This window comes from Casimicrobium huifangae (genome assembly GCF_009746125.1).
Lineage (GTDB): Bacteria > Pseudomonadota > Gammaproteobacteria > Burkholderiales > Casimicrobiaceae > Casimicrobium > Casimicrobium huifangae.
In genome coordinates, this window is record NZ_CP041352.1 from 81,503 (window position 1) to 98,620 (window position 17,118).

At 64.0% G+C, this 17,118-nt stretch carries 15 protein-coding genes; 9 read left to right on the top strand and 6 right to left on the bottom strand.

Annotated elements, in window-relative coordinates; translation table 11 throughout:
* Nucleotides 1–13: 13 nt before the first annotated feature.
* Nucleotides 14–670, bottom strand: coding sequence for a pyridoxamine 5'-phosphate oxidase (gene pdxH / locus FKL89_RS00355; protein ID WP_156860809.1), 657 nt, complete (start codon nt 668–670; stop codon nt 14–16).
* Nucleotides 671–765: 95 nt separating this feature from the next.
* Between pdxH and FKL89_RS00360 the strand changes: the two genes are divergently transcribed.
* Both FKL89_RS00360 and FKL89_RS00365 read left to right on the top strand, forming a co-directional pair.
* Nucleotides 766–1,611, top strand: coding sequence for an AAA family ATPase (locus FKL89_RS00360; protein WP_156860810.1), 846 nt, complete (start codon nt 766–768; stop codon nt 1,609–1,611).
* A 35-nt stretch (nt 1,612–1,646) separates the two neighbouring features.
* Nucleotides 1,647–2,204: a hypothetical protein gene (locus FKL89_RS00365; RefSeq protein ID WP_156860811.1), complete on the top strand. Its 558-nt coding sequence runs from the start codon at nt 1,647–1,649 to the stop codon at nt 2,202–2,204.
* Nucleotides 2,205–2,328: 124 nt separating this feature from the next.
* On the opposite strand, the gene FKL89_RS00370 is transcribed toward FKL89_RS00365, so the two are convergent.
* A complete protein-coding gene (locus tag FKL89_RS00370; protein ID WP_238363448.1) occupies nt 2,329–2,673 on the bottom strand; it encodes an excalibur calcium-binding domain-containing protein in 345 nt (114 codons plus the stop codon).
* A 157-nt stretch (nt 2,674–2,830) separates the two neighbouring features.
* Here FKL89_RS00370 and FKL89_RS00375 point away from each other — a divergent pair, with 157 nt between their 5' ends.
* Nucleotides 2,831–3,916 (top strand): serine hydrolase domain-containing protein, encoded by a 1,086-nt coding sequence (locus FKL89_RS00375; RefSeq protein ID WP_156860812.1) that lies wholly within the window; start codon nt 2,831–2,833, stop codon nt 3,914–3,916.
* A gap of 21 nt (nt 3,917–3,937) precedes the next feature.
* Here the strand turns inward: FKL89_RS00375 and FKL89_RS00380 are convergent, their stop codons facing one another.
* Nucleotides 3,938–6,496: a glycosyltransferase gene (locus tag FKL89_RS00380; protein ID WP_156860813.1), complete on the bottom strand. Its 2,559-nt coding sequence runs from the start codon at nt 6,494–6,496 to the stop codon at nt 3,938–3,940.
* Nucleotides 6,497–6,744: 248 nt separating this feature from the next.
* Here FKL89_RS00380 and FKL89_RS00385 point away from each other — a divergent pair, with 248 nt between their 5' ends.
* The 3 genes from FKL89_RS00385 to ppk2 all read left to right on the top strand — a co-directional run bounded on the left by FKL89_RS00385 (nt 6,745) and on the right by ppk2 (nt 10,549).
* Nucleotides 6,745–7,338, top strand: a complete 594-nt coding sequence (locus FKL89_RS00385) for a YHS domain-containing (seleno)protein (RefSeq protein WP_156860814.1) — start codon at nt 6,745–6,747, stop codon at nt 7,336–7,338.
* A 166-nt stretch (nt 7,339–7,504) separates the two neighbouring features.
* Entirely contained in the window at nt 7,505–9,268 is a 1,764-nt protein-coding gene (locus FKL89_RS00390; RefSeq protein ID WP_156860815.1) for an EamA family transporter, read from the top strand.
* 99 nt (nt 9,269–9,367) lie between these two features.
* On the top strand, nt 9,368–10,549 hold the full coding sequence (gene ppk2, locus FKL89_RS00395) for a polyphosphate kinase 2 (protein WP_156860816.1): 1,182 nt from the start codon (nt 9,368–9,370) through the stop codon (nt 10,547–10,549).
* A gap of 43 nt (nt 10,550–10,592) precedes the next feature.
* Here the strand turns inward: ppk2 and FKL89_RS00400 are convergent, their stop codons facing one another.
* On the bottom strand, nt 10,593–10,994 hold the full coding sequence (locus tag FKL89_RS00400; RefSeq protein ID WP_156860817.1) for a potassium channel family protein: 402 nt from the start codon (nt 10,992–10,994) through the stop codon (nt 10,593–10,595).
* A gap of 171 nt (nt 10,995–11,165) precedes the next feature.
* Here FKL89_RS00400 and FKL89_RS00405 point away from each other — a divergent pair, with 171 nt between their 5' ends.
* From FKL89_RS00405 to FKL89_RS00415, 3 genes are all read left to right on the top strand, one after another.
* Nucleotides 11,166–11,924: a metallophosphoesterase family protein gene (locus tag FKL89_RS00405; protein WP_156864494.1), complete on the top strand. Its 759-nt coding sequence runs from the start codon at nt 11,166–11,168 to the stop codon at nt 11,922–11,924.
* The gene (locus FKL89_RS00410; RefSeq protein WP_156860818.1) at nt 11,921–13,378 is read left to right on the top strand and encodes a bifunctional serine/threonine-protein kinase/universal stress protein; all 1,458 of its coding nucleotides are present in this window, start codon (nt 11,921–11,923) and stop codon (nt 13,376–13,378) included. Before FKL89_RS00405 ends, FKL89_RS00410 begins: the two co-directional genes overlap by 4 nt.
* Nucleotides 13,379–13,536: 158 nt before the next feature.
* Entirely contained in the window at nt 13,537–14,631 is a 1,095-nt protein-coding gene (locus FKL89_RS00415; protein WP_156860819.1) for a GGDEF domain-containing protein, read from the top strand.
* Between the two features lie 46 nt (nt 14,632–14,677).
* On the opposite strand, the gene FKL89_RS00420 is transcribed toward FKL89_RS00415, so the two are convergent.
* Nucleotides 14,678–16,138, bottom strand: coding sequence for an NAD-dependent succinate-semialdehyde dehydrogenase (locus FKL89_RS00420; protein WP_156860820.1), 1,461 nt, complete (start codon nt 16,136–16,138; stop codon nt 14,678–14,680).
* A 277-nt stretch (nt 16,139–16,415) separates the two neighbouring features.
* Nucleotides 16,416–17,096 (bottom strand): TetR/AcrR family transcriptional regulator, encoded by a 681-nt coding sequence (locus tag FKL89_RS00425; RefSeq protein ID WP_156860821.1) that lies wholly within the window; start codon nt 17,094–17,096, stop codon nt 16,416–16,418.
* Nucleotides 17,097–17,118: the final 22 nt, after the last annotated feature.

Here is a 17,118-nt window from a genome sequence, read left to right on the forward strand (position 1 = left end):
CGTCAGCGGGAGGCTAGGGCGCCAGCCGCTCGATGTGCCAGCCGCCAAACTGCCGCATGTAGACGAGTCGATCATGCAGGCGCGAACGACGGCCCTGCCAGAACTCCACGCGCTCCGGCACGATCAGGTAACCGCCCCAATGCGCCGGGCGCGGCGGGCCGTCCGGCAGGATGCCGTAGCGTGCCGTTGCTGCGGCGACGCGTGCCATCAGCGCCTCGCGGCTGCCGATCGGCTCGCTCTGGGGGGAGGCATGCGCGCCGATGCGTGAGGCCAGCGGGCGCGACTTGAAGTAAGCGTCCGATTCGGCCGCCGGCACTTTCTCGACGTGCCCTTCGATACGCACCTGCCGCTCCAGCTCCACCCAGTGAAAGGTCAGCGCCGCCCATTGCGATTCGCCCAGCTCGCGGCCCTTGCGGCTTTCGTAGTTGCTGTAGAAGACAAAGCCGCGCTCGTCGCAACCCTTGAGCAGCACGATGCGCGCCGACGGGCGACCCTGCGCGCTCACCGTCGCCAGGTTCATTGCGGTCGGCTCCGGCAGCTCGGCCTTGATCGCCTCGTCCATCCACTTGTTGAACTGGACAATCGGGTCGGCAGCGAGGTCGCGCTTGCCCAGCGAGGCGAGCTTGTAGTCCTTGCGGAGATCGGCGAGGGCGGGGGCGGGCATATTCATGCGCCGTATCATACGAGCTTCCACGCGTACGGCCTTGACCCGCAACAAGCGGGCGCTGGCGCCACGCTTGTCCATCCTTCCGCAAAGTTTTCGCCGTGACGACCAAATTCCAGGGAACTGATTCCTACATCACCACGCCCGACCTGCTGCTCGCGGTCAACGCGGCGATCACCCTCAAGCGCCCGCTGCTGGTGAAGGGTGAGCCCGGCACCGGCAAAACGCTGCTGGCGGAAGAGGTGGCCCGCGCGCTTGGCTGGCCACTCTTGCAATGGCACATCAAGAGCACCACCAAGGCGCAGCAGGGGCTCTACGAATACGATGCCGTGAGCCGCCTGCGTGATTCGCAGCTGGGTGAAGAGAAGGTGCGCGACATTGCCAACTACATCAAGCACGGCGTGCTGTGGGATGCCTTCAGCAGCGATGCGCCGACGGTGGTGCTGATCGACGAAATCGACAAGGCCGACATCGAGTTCCCGAACGATCTGCTGCGCGAGTTGGACCGCATGACCTTTGACGTCTACGAGACGCACCAGACCATCACCGCGAAGCACCGGCCGCTGTTCATCATCACCAGCAACAACGAGAAGGACCTGCCCGACGCCTTCCTGCGCCGCTGCTTCTTCCACTACATCAAGTTCCCGAGCAAGGACACGATGAAGCAGATCGTCGACGTGCACTATCCCGGCATCAAACAGGAACTGGTCAGCGCCGCGCTCGAAGCCTTCTTCGATCTGCGCGAACTGCCGGGTCTCAAGAAAAAGCCAAGCACCAGCGAACTCATCGACTGGATCAAACTCTTGCTCGCCGAAGACGTTGACCCCGCCGTGCTGCGCGAGAAAGATCAGCGCAAAGTGCTGGCACCGCTCTACGGCGCGGTGCTCAAGAATGAGCAGGATACGGAGCTGTTCCAGAAGCTACTTTTCATGGCGCGGCGGGGGTAGCGGCCTTTCACAGCTAACGAGGTAGTGACGCAAATATGAACTATCGTCAGGATGTGTTCGTCGAACAAGTGCCGCTAGTCGACAGTTTTGTAAAACACCTGATTCATCATCGCGCGCTGCGACCTTGGCTTGCCAACACAAAGTTGACGACGTCTTTCTGGAGCGACACCAGCGACGCACACTTGCACCAAGCAATAAGCAATTGGTGCAAAGTCTTCGGTAGCGATAGTTCGAACGAGACACATTGGAAGAGACTTTGTCCGGACGATGTTAGGACTCTTCAAGAGACTTTTCGAGAAGATTTGTTCGCATCAACGTCGATGACTGTTGCGAGGTGGGAGGCGTATCACGCGGAAATGCTGTCCTTCCGCAACGGATATGTGGCGCATCGAGATTTGGGCCATTCGCAACCAGTTCCCTTCCTCGATCAGGCGCTCGAAGTTGCTCTGCACTACGACATCTGGATTCGTAAAGTGATAGCACCTGACCAGCTTGAGGATCCGCCGCTCCGAGAACTTGTCGAGGATTTGCGCGAAAAGGTTGAGGCCGAGGTGCGAATGGTCATGCTTCCTTATGAAAAAGCAAACGAATAGCCCGTAGGGCGGAACGCTTGCGGTTCCGCCGGATGCGCTGGCATCCGACTTCGCGATGATTTGCCTTCAGCGACTGCACAAGGCGGAACCGCAAGCGTTCCGCCCTACGTTACTGCTGACGCGTTCAGCACCACTGTCGTTCGCACGGAATGCCGTCCCCGTCCCCGTCCATCTTCGTGCCTGGGCAATTCCGCAGAAAGAAGGTGGCCTCTTCGCAGGATCGCATCTGCGAACAATAAACCCGACCATCGCAGACAAACTTTGGCGCTGCGTTCGATGGCGGCGCTGAACGCGCCGTCGGTGGTGATGTTTGACTTCCTGGTGGATGACCGTACCAGCTTGGTGGCGTGATCACCCGCTCTTCCGGGGCGATAGCTGCAGGTGGTGGCGGTGGCTTGCGTGCAGCATATTGCTTGTAGCCAAACCAGCCAGCCACCAGGATCATGCCGATCACGACAACACTACGCATGGTTGACCTGAGGAAGTTACAACGCTTGCATTATGGTTGGTCTTCTCCGGACGGCGCTTCATTGGCGCACCAGCGCATTCGGCGGAACCGCAAGCGTTCCGCCCTACGAATGGCACACCACTGCTGCGACGTGAAACCGGCGCGGCACAATGGCGTAATGAACGCATTCACCGACGCCATCCAGTTCGCCCAATCCCACGAAGTGCCCTGGCCGCGTGACCCGCATGCGGCGCCCTTGCCGGGGCAGGTGCCGTTTGGCGTGCATCATGGCGATCCGGCGCCGTGGAATGTGCTGCGCGGGCCGGTCCACATGCGCGGTGGCGTGTCGGGCGTGGTGTTGCAGCGGGGCGTGGAAGTGGCCGCCTGGGGCGCGCCAGACCGTGCCGATCAGACGTTCAGCGTGGCCAAAACCTACCTCGCCCTGCTGGCCGGCGTTGCCAACGCGCGCGGGCTGCTGCCCGACGTCGATGAGCCGGTCGTTGCCCGCGTGCCCGGCATCGGTTTTGATTCAGCACACAACCAGAGCATCACCTGGGCACATCTGCTGGAGCAGACGAGCGAGTGGGAAGGCACCTGCTTTGGCTTGCCCGACACGGTGGATCGCTACCGCACGGTGTCGCATGATCCACGACCGCCCGCCGGTGTGAAGGGTGATGCGCGGCCATTGCATACGCCGGGTACCTACTGGGAATACAACGATGTACGCATCAACCAGTTGTCGCTCGCGCTGCTGCATCTATTCCGCCAGCCGTTGCCGGAGGCGTTTCTGCACACCATCCTGCAACCGCTGGGCGGTGGTGAAGGGTTTCGCTGGGAAGGCTATGACGACGCGTGGACGGAGATCGTCGATGCCAGCTGCACCAAGCGTCGCGTGCAGAGCGTGCCGGGTGGTACGCACTGGGGCGGTGGGGTGTCGATCAGCGCCCGTGATCAGGCGCGGATCGCCGAATGGATGCGCAGCGGCGGACGTCACCGTGACGAGCAAGTCGTCTCAACACAGTGGCTCGCGCGTATGACCGAACCTTGCGCCATCGCGCCGTTCTACGGCTGGCTGACGTGGCTCAATCGTGACGGTCGCAATTTCCCCGGCGCCTCAACGCAGGCCAGTTTCATGATCGGTGCGGGTGGCCACTACGTGTGGATCGAACCGGCGCACGACGCCGTTGTGGTTGTGCGCTGGCTGGATTCAGCCCATGCGCCGGGATTCATCGAGCGGATCGCCGCAGCCCTCAGCAAGCACTGACGCGGTCATGCAGCGCCGTGCTCAGCTCGCCGTCAGCGGCATCGAGGTGCTGACGGAGCGCGGGCGGTCGGCGTAAAAAGCCACGATGGCGTCGTTCTGCTCGGCTGCCAATTGCTCCATACGGGTACGCGCGGCGCGGCCGATGCGGGCGCGCAGCATCTCGTCGTTCGCCAGTCGCGTCAGTTTGGCCAACGCCTCCTCCTCGGTGGCGACGCAGAAGCCATTGACGCCGTGCTCGATCAGCGCGGCAATGCCCATCACTTCGCCGACGACGATGACCGGAATCGCCATCGCCATCGCCTCGGCAATCACGTTGCCGCCGGTTTCGTACCAGTACGGATGGGCGCGATAGATAAAGCAGTCCAGTGATGCCAAAAAGTCGGCAGCCGGCTCGGCGCCTGCGGGGACCACTTCGATGCGATCCCTGATGTCGCTGCTGTCGTGTTGCAGCGCCGACGCAATGACGCTCGCGCCCATCAGACGTACGCGATGACCGGCGCGGGCTACCGCACGGAAAAACGACGGGTCGTTCGGATGGTGCTTGGTGTAGTGGTCGCGGCTGTGACGCCCGACGGTAAAACCGGTGCGCAGGGTTCGTCGCGTGCGGACGGCCGGATGAAAACGATCGAGATCGGTCAGCGAATACTCGACGGCGCCCGGCAGACCGACCCGCTCCCGGAATTGTGCTGACGGATAGGTGAATTGCACTGTCAGCCGACGGTTGTACAGCTCCACTTCCACCAGTCGCTGCAGCAACATCTGCGGCTGATCGATATTGTTACGGATGACCAATCGGTGAAATCTCGCCTGCCCAAACCAGTCACCGAGGGCAACAAATTGACCAATCAGCACCAGCGTGCCATCGCGCGGGAAGTTGCCTGCGGCGCTGTCAATCAGCGTGATGCCGCAATCGCTCCATGCCACATGCACCGGTGTCGTAGACCATAGCCGGACGGGCAGATGCGGAGCAAGAATTCGCTGCAGATTCATTGCGTGACGCTCGGATCCGCCCACCCCTGCGAAATCGGTCACGATGTGGATGGCATCGCCGCTGCGTTGCGGCCGTGATGCGGTATCCGGCGGCAACCGGCGGCAAAGATGCGCTGCTTCACGGTACACGGAATCAGCATAAATTGATGCGTACTGTCGCTCGCAACATTGACGCAGCAGCGCGCGGGCCGGCCCGTCGGCATCAAGTTGCAAGGCCCGCGCGAACCACGGGCTGGCGGCGTTGGCGTCACCGGCAGCAAGCAGCAGTGAGCCGGCGTCGATTGCCAGCGTGGCATCGATGACGTTGTTGACGGACACCGCACTGAGCAGCGTAATCGCGCGAGTGGCTTCGCCAGCCTGCATTGCCGCACCGGCCTGCTGGATGACGGTGGCGTTGGCGTCGATGGGCCGTGGCGCTTCGGACTCGCTGGTGAGCGAGCCGATCTTGCCATGGCAATCCTTGTACCGCCTGCCGCTGCCGCAACTGCAGGGCGACAGGCGCGCTGGTTGCTGCGTGGCGGTTACCGGCGCTTCGCGAGATGGCAGTCGCGACAACAGCGCCAGCGCCGCTTCACGCAGCAGCGGGTCGCGCGCTGCCTGCATTGCTTCCGCACGGGCTGACTCAGTGGCGTCCGTCGCCGCGAGAATTTGTGCCAGCGTCAGACGAAACTCGGCCGCGTCCGGGTTGATCTCGATGGCACGTTCAACCTGCCGGCGTGCTCTCTCCAGCTGCTGTGCTTCGAAGTCGAGGCGACCGAGGCCGTGCAGGGCGTTCGGATCGTCCGGGTACTCCTGCAGCGCCGCCGAAAAGGCGGCACGGGCGCCTGCGAAGTCATGCCGGAAGTAGGCGGCAACGCCCGACTGACTGCCCGCTGCTGCCCGCAACGTGTGATGAAGACTGCTGCCCGCCCACCTCGCCTGCAGCAATGTCTCGCAGGACAGCCGAAGCCCGTCGCGCGAAGCCGGATCGTCGCCTGTTTCGGCAGTGTCTGAGGCGGCGCGGTGGTTGAAGGCGGTCACCGGCACCAGCGCAAAGTCGCCGTGCTGCGCGATCTGCGCCAGAAAGTCCTGGTCTTCGCAGACGGCAAGGCGTTCGTCGAAACGGCAGCCGAGTGCAATCACCCGCCGGTTGATCAGCGCCGCCGACCAGTGACACAGCGGCCGGCTGGCCATCAGCGCCCGATTGAATGGCAATGCGGCAACGTGCTTGGTTGAACCATCACCAGCTTGCTCCCGGCTGTGACCATAGAGCAGCAGGCGCCCAGGTTGCTGACGTGCGTGCCGCAGCATCGACGACACGAAATCGGCGTCGTAATGGTTATCTTCGTCGAGAAAGCAGAGCCACTCGCCCGATGCCGCCGCCAGCCCGACGTTCGCCGCCTGGGGGCGGGACAACGGCCGATCGCTGCCGATCATCCGGGCGCTGTGCCCGGCACGCCATGGCAAATCGGGTAGGGCCGGGTGGGTATCACCGGTGACGTCGACGACGAGCACCTCAAGCAGGGTGTGATCCTGCTGGCAAAGGGATTGCAGGGCGTCGCGAAGCTGAGGTCGCCCGCTGCTACGTAGAACTACCGTAACAAGTTTCAAGGCGTTTGGGGCGGACCGTTGCGCATGCGCGCAGGGATACCGCTGAATTATTCCAATGGCATGATTTTAACTGCAAGTTCTTACCCGTGGCTTTCCGGGATGTAAAGAATCGTTAATTGACGCCCTGCGGCTTTGCCGGCGCGGGGCATGTTTTTGGCCGCCGCCGCAGGGCGTTCGAGATAGCGATCGACCAGGCAACTCCGGTCAAGCGGCCGCCTACAATGCCTTTCCCCTGAAGGAGCCCACTGATGCGCATTCAATCCACTCTTTTTGGCACCATTCTGCTGACGCTGGCGTTAGGCCTCGCCGGCTGTGCGCCGCTGGTCACGCAAAGCCCCGGTGGCAAGCTGTCGCCGGTCAACGCGGTGGCGATGGACGGCAATGACCGGGTGATCCTGAAGGGCGCCGACGTGGTGGCCTACTTCACCCAGAGCGCCTACAAACAGGGCAATCCGGCGATCAAGAGCACTTACGAGAACGTGACGTTCTATTTCTCGTCGGCCGAAAACAAGGCGTTGTTCGACAAGGAGCCGACGCGTTATCTGCCCGAGTTTGGTGGCTACTGCGCCAACGGCATCGTCTACGCCATTCCGTGGGGCGGTGACGCCGACACCTGGCGCATGCTCGACGGCAAGCTCTACATCTTCGGCGGCGCTGGCTCCCGAGACGCCTTCCTGCTCGACGTGCCGCGCAACCGCCAGCTGGCTGACAAATACTGGAACGAAGAGGTGAAGGGCAGCAACGCGTTTACGCAGCGCACGTTGCGCACCACGGTCAACCGGGTTGCCCATTACAAATCTGGCGCCGAGCTGGCAGCAGAAGTCGCAGCCGCGAAAAAGTAGCTAGCAGCTTTTGTTCAAAGCCCTTATTTGACGAGGGCTCAGCAGCATTTTTTGTCAAAGTCGACCTCGTTAATTTTCAGCAGCAAGCCCGCATGCAGCGGTCGTTTCATCAAATAGCCAATGCCTGTGGGTGTGTCTTCTCGGACCGCCAGCGGGTGCCTGTCGCGTGAATTCCCGGGCCTTCTTGCAACTGCTGTTGCTCGGCGCGCTGTGGGGCGCCGCCTTCATGTTCATGCGCGTCGCCGTACCCGAGTTCGGCGCCTTCTCGATGGCCGCTGCGCGCGTCGGGCTGGCTTGCCTGATTATGCTGGTGATCGTGACGGCGTTCCGGCAAACACTCGCGCTCGGTCGGCGCTGGAAAACCTATCTCGCGGTTGGTGCGGTGAACACCGCCATTCCCTTCATCGCCTACAGTTTTGCCGCGCAGCACATCCCGGCTGGCTACAGCGCGATTGCCAACTCGACGACCCCGGTGTGGAGCGCGCTGATCGCGTGGCTCTGGTTCAAGCAGCGCCTCGGTGCGCTGAAGTGGCTGGGCATTGCCTTCGCGTTCGCTGGCGTGCTGGTGCTGGTCGGGCTGCAGCCAGTGGCATTGACGCCGCTGGCCGTCATCGGCATGCTGGCTGCCGCCCTTGCGGCGAGCATGTACGCGACCGCCGGCTTTCTGATCAAGCACTACCTGACCGATGACGGCCCGGACGCTGAGGTGTCGCAGGTCGCGTCGGCCACCGGGATGGTGCTCGGCGCCACCGTGTGGCTGTTGCTTCCCGGCATCGCGCTGGCGCCGGCAACGATGCCGTCGGTCAAGGCCTGGGGTGCCGTACTCGCGCTGTCGGTGTTCTGCACCGTAGCAGGCTACGTGCTGTTCTTTCATCTGATCAAGACCGTCGGCCCGCAGCGTGCGTCCAGCGTCGCCTTCCTGTTCCCCGCCTTCGCCGCGTTCTGGGGCTGGCTGGTGCTGGGCGAGGCAATCACCTTCAACGTCATCGCCGGCATGGCCTGCGTGCTGTTCGGCACCGCGCTGGTGTCAATGGGCGGCTCCCAACAGGGGCCAACGACCGCCTGGGAGCGGCTGCGTGACCATGTGCTGCTGCCGCTGGCATTCGCGCTGTCACCGATGTTCATCCGCCGGCATCTGGTGGCGTGGATTCGCGGCAACCCCGAGGTGTTCCGGCTGGAAAGCGCCGCGCTGCTGTCCGGTATCCGCGACCGCATGCCGGCTGCCGATGCAGACGAGGCCGCTGCGGACCTGCGCCTTACCCGCGTTACCGACTACGCCGATCTCTGGGTCTCGCTCACCCGCAGCGACCGCTGGATGGCGAAGCACCTGCGCGTTGAAGCACCAGCCACGCTGGCGGCGCCGGCGCTGTTTGTCACCTTCCACTACGGCGGTGGCTGGTGGCTCACGCGCTACCTGCGCACGCTCGGTCTGCCGATATCGATTGTCATGCAGCGCGGTCCGGATGCTGCCAACTGGTCGGAGCGGATCCTGCTCTGGTTCGGCACGCTGCGGATGAAGACGATTGAGCGTGTCTGCGGCGCGCCGCTGATCTACACCGATTGGGGTGGCGCGGCACGTGGCGTGCTGAAAGCGTGGAAAGAGGGCAACAGCGTGCTGGCGCTGATCGACTTGCCACCGCCGCTGGTGGATCGATCGGCGGCAGTGCAATTTCTCGGCGCGACCGCGTATTTCCCGCCGAGTCTTGTAGAGCTCGCCCATCGGCAACAGCGGCCGATCCACGTCTTCATCGGACAGTGGAATCGTGACACCCTGCAGCCGGAACTGAAGGTGGTGTCGCTCGACACCCGCAGCGCTGACGCGTCCCTGCAGGCGGCGGTGGCGCTGCTCGAAGGCGCCGTGCAGCAACGGCCCGGCGCCTGGCATGGCTGGGGGGATGCCGGGCTTTTCTTCCAGCGACCGGCGGATTAACCCTGTTTTGTGACGGTCACGCGACACGATTGACTCAGGTCAAAAAGCCACCGCCGTGGCAGCCGCATACTCGTCCGTTTGTATCGTCAAGGAAGCGCCATGGCCAGCCGTTCCACTCGCCCCACCACCACCAAGCCGATGGCGCGAACCACACCCGCTGCGCGTCGGCCGCGTAAGTTGGCTCGCCCGGTCGCCGCCGGTGATACGGCGCCACGGTTGCGGCCCGCCGCACTGGAGAGTTTTGCTGCCCGCGAGGCGGAAAAGGCCGCCGAGGGCGCACAACTGGCCGCAGTGCAATCGGTGCTGGACTCGGCGCAAAGTGGCCGCGACAAGGCGAAAGCATTGCGCGCCCTGCTTGACGGCGCGTCCAGCGACGACCTGAAGGCGATCCGCAAGCGCCTGCTCGGCAATGATCGCGAAGGTCAGAAGATTGCAGAGCAAAACCCGGACGATGAGCTCGCCGACAACTGGCGCGACGGCGGCTATCCGTACAAAAACCTGATGCTCCGGCGCAACTACGAGCAGCAGAAGTACCGCCTGCAGGTGGAGTTGCTCAAACTGCAGGCCTGGGTCAAGGCCACCGGCCAGCGCGTGGTGATCCTGTTCGAGGGCCGCGACGCTGCCGGCAAGGGCGGCACCATCAAGCGCTTCATGGAGCACCTCAATCCTCGCGGCGCGCGCGTGGTGGCGCTGGAGAAGCCAACGCCGACCGAGGCGGGACAGTGGTACTTTCAGCGCTACGTGCAGCATCTGCCGACGGCCGGAGAAATCGTGCTGTTCGACCGCTCCTGGTACAACCGCGCGGGCGTGGAGCGGGTGATGGGCTTCTGTACCGACGCGCAGTACGAAGAGTTCATGCGGCAGGCGCCGGAATTTGAACGCCATCTGGTGAGGAGCGGCGTGCATCTGTTCAAGTTCTGGTTCTCGGTCAGCCGCAAGGAGCAGCGCCGCCGCTTCAAGGAACGCGAGAACCATCCGCTCAAGCAGTGGAAGCTGTCACCGATCGACAAGGCCTCGCTCGACAAGTGGGATGACTACACCCGGGCGAAGGAAGCGATGTTCTTCGATACCGATACCGCCGACTCGCCGTGGACCGTGATCAAGAGCGATTGCAAGAAGCGCGCACGGCTGAACGCCATGCGCTACGTGCTGAGCAAGCTGCCCTATTCGAACAAAAACCCCGACACCATCGGCAAGATCGACAGCCTGATCGTCGGCCGCGCGCATGTGGTGTATGAGCGTGGCGAGAAGACATCACCCGCAGTCCCGACCAACGACTAGGAGCAGAGCCACATCGGCGGCGGCTGCCGGACGTTGCGGCCTGTCAGCGACCGAGCTCGCGGCGTAGCGCCGCCACCTCGGCACGCACTGCGCGAATCTCCTGCATCAGCTCGCGTTCGATAGCGCGCTCTTCGGTGTGCACGTCCTTTTCAACAAACAGGGCGGCGACTGATGCGGTGACCAGTGACAGCACGGCAAGGCCGAGCAGTACGACGATTACTGCAAACGCGCGAGACGCATGCGTTGACGGCACCATGTCGCCATAGCCTACTGTGGCTGCGGTCGTGAACGCCAGCCACAGACCGTCCGCCAGCGTGTGCACATGCGGGTCAAGCAGCCAGAACCCGAAGCCGCCACCGAGCAGGATCAGCATCGAGATGATCAGAGAATAGATCACGCCGCGACGGACGAGAAAGCGACGACGGAGCTGGTGGCGGGTGGTCATGCTGGCCGGATGCAGAGGTGATGGCAGGCCACGATAACGCTGCTGGCAGGCGATGGCTTGACCTGCGTCAAGCGCCTACAACGCCCGCTGCACCGCGCGTATCATCGCAGCGACAATCCCAACTGACCGGTGACTGCGTCCAGCGTGATGGATTCCGAGCCGGCTACGATCATGAAGCTCGCGCTGCTCTCCGACATCCACGCCAACCTGCAGGCGTTCGACGCCTGCCTCGCCGACGCGCGCGCGCGCGGCGCAACGCAGTTTGCGTTGCTGGGCGACCTGGTCGGCTATGGCGCCGATCCAGCGCCAGTTGTTGAGCGCGTGATGGCGATGGCGGCCGATGGTGCCTGGGTGCTCAAGGGCAACCACGATGCTCTGGCCTGTCGCCCACCGGCCGTGGCGGGTGACGCCCTGGGCGAAATGACGGCTGCCTGGACGCATGCGCAGCTGAGCGCAGCGCAACGGCAGTTTCTCGACGAGCTGCCACTCCTGCATCGTGACGGCAGTACCTTGCTGGTTCACGCCAGCGTCGATTCCCCGGAGCGCTGGCACTATGTGCACGACGGTCGCGGCGCCGGCGAGTCGCTGGCAGCCGCCACCGAGATTGCCGCCGACATTCGCCATGTGTTTGGCGGACATGTGCACCGACAGATGCTGTACTACCAGGGCCAGGGCCGGGGCCTGCTGGAGTTTGTGCCAACGCCCGGTGCCGCGATTCCGGTGCCGGCGCACCGGCGCTGGGTCGCCACCATCGGGTCCGTCGGGCAACCGCGTGACGGGCGACAGGAGGCCATGTACGCGCTGTTTGATCGTGATGCTGCGCGGCTCACGTTCGCGCGCGTTGCCTACGACCATGCGGCGGCAGCCGCTGCCATCCGTGCCGCAGGGTTGCCGGATTTTTTTGCAGAAAGACTTTCGAGGGGTCAATGAAGTTGCTGGAGCCGGGCGAAACGCTCGACGGGTTTGTGGTCAAAGCCAACCTCCACTCGGGGGGCATGGCGCACATCTATCAAGTTCAATATGCCAACGGCGCGCCCGATCCGGGATTCCGGATGGCGATGAAGGTGCCACGCATGGCGACCGGCGACGGCGCCGAGAACATCGTCGGCTTCGAGGTCGAGGCGCAGATCCTGCAGGCGCTGTCGGGCCCGCATGTGCCGCGCTTCGTGGCGGCGGGCGACCTGACCCGTGTGCCCTATCTGGTGATGGAGTACATCGAGGGCCGGCCGTTGCAGCACTGGCTCGACGTTGCTCGCGAGACGCGCACCCAGCCGGATGCGGAGACCATCGCCCGCCTGGGTGAAGCGGTCGCCAGTGCCGCCCACAGCCTGCATCGGCAGAACGTGGTGCATCAGGACCTGAAGCCGGCCAACGTGATGATTCGCCCCGGTAAGGATGGCATTGGCGGCGGCGTGCTGCTCGACTTCGGGCTCAGTTATCACGGCCACTATCCCGATTTGCTGGCGGAGGAGTTGCGCAAGGCGATTGGCTCACCGGTGTGGATGGCGCCGGAGCAGGTGGTCGGTGTGCGCGGCGATCCGCGCAGCGACATCTTTGCCATTGGCGTCATGCTTTACGAGCTGGCCACCGGTGAATTGCCGTTTGGCGAGCCACAAACTGCCGGTGGCCTGCGCCAGCGCATGTGGATGCAGCCGAAGCCGCCACGGGCCTGGCGCTCCGAGATTCCGCCGTGGCTGCAGGAAGTCATCCTGCGTTGCCTGGAGCCGGAGGCGGCGAAGCGATATCCGTCGGCGGCCCATCTTGCGCTTGATCTTGCTGATCCCTCGCTGGTCAAGATCGGCGATCGCGGCCACGAAATGCAGGGCGCGTCGCTCGGCACCCATATCAAACGCTGGTTCAAGGCGGCGGGTATGGAATACAAACCGAGTCCGCTGCCGATGGAGCAGATTGATCAGGTCCCTATCGTCATGGTGGCGCTGCCGTACAAGGATGTCACCGATGCCACGCTGTACTCGCTACGGGTTGCAGTGAACCGGGCACTCGGCTCGCGGCCGGGTGCGCGCCTCGCCTGCGTGACCGTTATTTCGCCGTCCGACACCAGCAGCACCGACGCCGAGCGCAGCGAAAGCCGGGTACACAGTCACCACCTTGAACGGCAAAAGCAGTGGGTACGCGGCGTTGATCTGGAAGGGCGGCAGGTGTCGCACCACGTGATCGAGGCGGGCGACGTGCCGGGGGCGATCATCGAGTATGCACGCGGCAATCACGTGACGGTAATCGTGATGGGCGCGGCGACGCATGGGCTGAAGCTGCAGGCGTTCAAACCGACCATCCCGATCAAGGTGGCGATGGAGGCGCCGTGCACGGTCATTCTGGTCAAGCAGGAGTTGCCGTTTGCACAACTGAGTGAAGTGCCTGCCTGACGCGGCTGGCAATCAATTTGCCGCAGGTGGTCAGATAACTCCGAGAAGTCGACAGCCGATTGGAGTAGGATAGCCGCCACGGTAGCAAGCCCGTACCGGTTCGCGATGCAGTAAACCAAGACGAACGGACGCTGGCTGCCGGATAAGACCGGAAGACCATGTTGAAACTGTTCCAGAAGTCGTCGCTGAGGGGCGAAGGCTCGCCCGATGGCATCGCGCTGGCCGAGCAGGCATTGCTGGCCGAGGCGCTGCTGCAAACCAGCGCGCAATTGATCGGGCGTCCGGATCCGGCCGGCATGGCCCGTCGTTATTGTGAGGCGATCGTCAGCGCATCGCCCAATATCTGCATGGCGTGGGTCTGGTTTGGGGACCCGAACGCGACCGTGGTTGAGCCACAGGTGGCAGTGGGTCCGGCCATTCTGGCCGAGAAGCGGCTGTCGATTGGCGCCGATTTTTTTGCATCACCCCGCTCAATGGCAGTGCTCACCACCAGCGGTGTGCCGACCCGGACTTTCGACCTGTCGCCAACGGCGACACATGGTCCGTGGCGCGCCGCCGCCTCTCGTTACGGCGCACGCAGCGTGCTGATCGCACCGATCAGCAGCGGCGGCGATGAGCGCGGCCTGCTGGCGGTCTATTCAACCCGTGCACGCTATTTCGAATCCACCAGCGCCGGGCTGTTTCAGACGGTTGCGCAGTTATTGCACGCAGTGCTGGCCAGTTCGCGCCAGCAGGCCGACCGCCTGCCGGACGAGGCCAGCGATCTGGTCACCGGCCTGGCCAACCGGCGGCATGCCAGACGCACACTCGAAGAACAGTGGAATCTGGAAAGCGAACATGCCACCCGTGGCGTGCTCGCCATCGTTGCGCTGGACGGCTTTCGTGGCGTCAACGACCGCTTTGGCCGGCTGGTCGGCAATCTCGCGCTGCGCGACGTGGCGCAAGCCCTGCTGGGCAATGTACGGCGCACCGACATGGTGTCACGCTGGGGAGGAGACCAGTTCCTGCTGTGGCAGCCTGGCATGGCCGCGAGCAACGCGGGCGCAATTGCCGAGAAATTGCGCGCAGCAGTCGCCGCGCTCGCCATCCCGTCCGATCAGGCGGCCGGCGAGCACCTGCATGCGTCGATCGCGGTTACACAAGCGCCTGCGGGCGAGCCACTCGTGTCCGTCCTCGACCGCGTCGATCGCGCATTGCACCGCGCCAAACAGAGCGGACGCAACTGCGTGATCGTTGCCCGGCCTGACATTTAGCTCTGCTCCCGAGCCACGTCAACACGGATCAAGCGCAGCCCGGCGGCTAGATGCCGCCCATGCAGATGTACTTGATCTCGAGATAGTCGTCGACGCCGTACTTTGAGCCTTCGCGGCCGAGGCCGGATTGCTTGACGCCACCGAATGGCACCACTTCGTTGGCGATCACCCCGGCGTTGACGCCGACCAGACCCACTTCGAGTGCTTCTGCGACGCGCCACACGCGGCCGATGTCGCGTGAGTAGAAGTAACTGGCGAGGCCGAATTCGGAGGCATTGGCGAGACTGATGACTTCCTCTTCGGTATTGAAGCGGAACAGCGGCGCCACCGGGCCGAACGTTTCTTCGACGCTGACGCGCATCGCCGGCGTTACGTTGGCGAGCACGGTTGGCTCGTAGAACTGGCCGCCTTTGGCGTGCGGCTTGCCGCCAGTCAGTACGGTGGCGCCCTTGCTCACCGCGTCGGCAACGTGCTCCTGCACCTTCTTCAGCGCCTGACCGTCGATCAGCGGGCCCTGCATCACACCGTCCTCGAAGCCCTGGCCCACCTTCATCTGCTTCACCTTCTCGGTGAGCTTGGCGGCGAAGGCGTCGTACACCTTGTCCTGCACGTAGATGCGGTTGGCGCAGACGCAGGTTTGGCCGGTGTTGCGGTATTTCGAGGCCATCGCGCCTTCGACAGCGGCATCGATATCGGCGTCGTCGAACACGATGAAGCTGGCGTTGCCGCCGAGCTCCAGGCCCATCTTCTTCACCGTGTCAGCGCTCTGGCGCATCAGGATGCGGCCCACTTCGGTGGAGCCGGTAAACGTCACCTTCTTCACGATCGGCGACGCGCAGAGCACCTTGCCCACCTCTGGCGCTTTTGACGAGTCACAGGTGATGACGTTGAACACGCCCTTCGGCATGCCCGCCTGCTCGGCCAGCGCCACCAGCGCCAGCGCGCAGTACGGCGTCTGCTCGGCTGGTTTGACCACGAAGGTGCAGCCCACCGCGAGGCCGGGCGCGCACTTGCGCGTGATCATCGCAATCGGGAAGTTCCACGGCGTGATCGCTGCGCAGACGCCAATCGGCTGCTTGATCACCACAAAGCGGCGGTCCGGCGACTGGGTCGGAATCACGTCACCGTAAGCGCGCTTGCCTTCCTCGGCAAACCATTCTACAAAGCTGGCGCCGTAGGCCACTTCGCCCTTCGCCTCGGCGAACGGCTTGCCCTGTTCAAGCACCATCAGTTGCGCCAGATCGTCAGCGTTGGCCACGATCAGGTCGAACCACTTGCGCAGGATGGCGCCACGCGCCTTTGCGCTCAGCTTGCTCCACGCCGGCAGCGCGGCGTTGGCCGCGTCAATCGCGCGCTGCGTCTCGGCGGCGCCCATGTCGGGCACGTTGCCGATGATTTCGCCGGTGGCCGGGTTGTCGACGCCGAAGGTGGCGCCGGAATCGGCGTTGCACCACGCACCGTCGATGTACGCCTGTTGCCGGAAGAGGAGGGGTTCTTTCAGTTTCATGGAAAGCCTTGCAGGAGGGGGCTGGCGCGCCGTCAACCAGCGCGGCAGTGAGCCGGAAATTATGCGCGTCGAGGCTGGCAGATCGCCAGCACGCGACTCGGTTGACGAGATGCCCGAGCGCATGACTTTTTCACTAAATCGCCGCCGGATGCGGGCGAGGGCGCGGAAATGGCAGAAGTCGACTACAGGTCATTTACAGGGCAAAGCCCTTATCAAAACGAGCTTCCGCCGAAAAGCCAATGAGCTGAAATTTCCCCACACCATGACGGCTGCAACGTCAGCGACCCAATTCGCCCAGGGCACGTGCCGCCAGCTGCCGTGCCAGCGTCGCCCCGGCGGGCAGCTCCATCGGCAGACCGTCAAAGGCACCGTCGATCAGCAAATTGCTGAGGCCATGCGCCAGACTCCAGCCCAGCAGCGCCAGTTCCGGTCCGCGCCCGGCGTCAAGCGCCGTCGAGGCGGCCAATAACTGCGCAAACGCGCCCTCGGCGGCGGTCTTCAGCGTCGGGAACTCGTGCTTGCGGGCGAGCAGGGGGCCGAACATCAGACGGAATTGCGCCGGGTGTGACCGGGCGCAATTGACGTAAGCCTCACAGATCTGCAGCAGGCGCTCACGCGGATCGCTCTCGCCCGCAGGTGCTGCCATCGCCATCGCGAGCTGCGCAAAGCCGCGCTCGGCGACCGCCGCCAGCATCTCATCAAGGCTGGCGAAGTGATGGTACGGCGCTGCGTGCGACACACCGGCCGCCTTGGCAACATCGCGCAACGTAATACCCGCCGCGCCCTGCCGCGCCAGCACCCCGTCCGCCGCCGCCAGCAGCGTCTCGCGCAGGTTGCCGTGGTGGTAGGGCTTCGGCTCGGGGGCCGGCTCAGGCGCGAGGGCGTGCTTGCCGGAGGGGGCGGCTGTCGCTGCGGCTGGCTTCTTGCGCGCCGCTGGTTCTGCTTTCAGGGGCTTCATGGTTGTAATCTTGACACGAGAA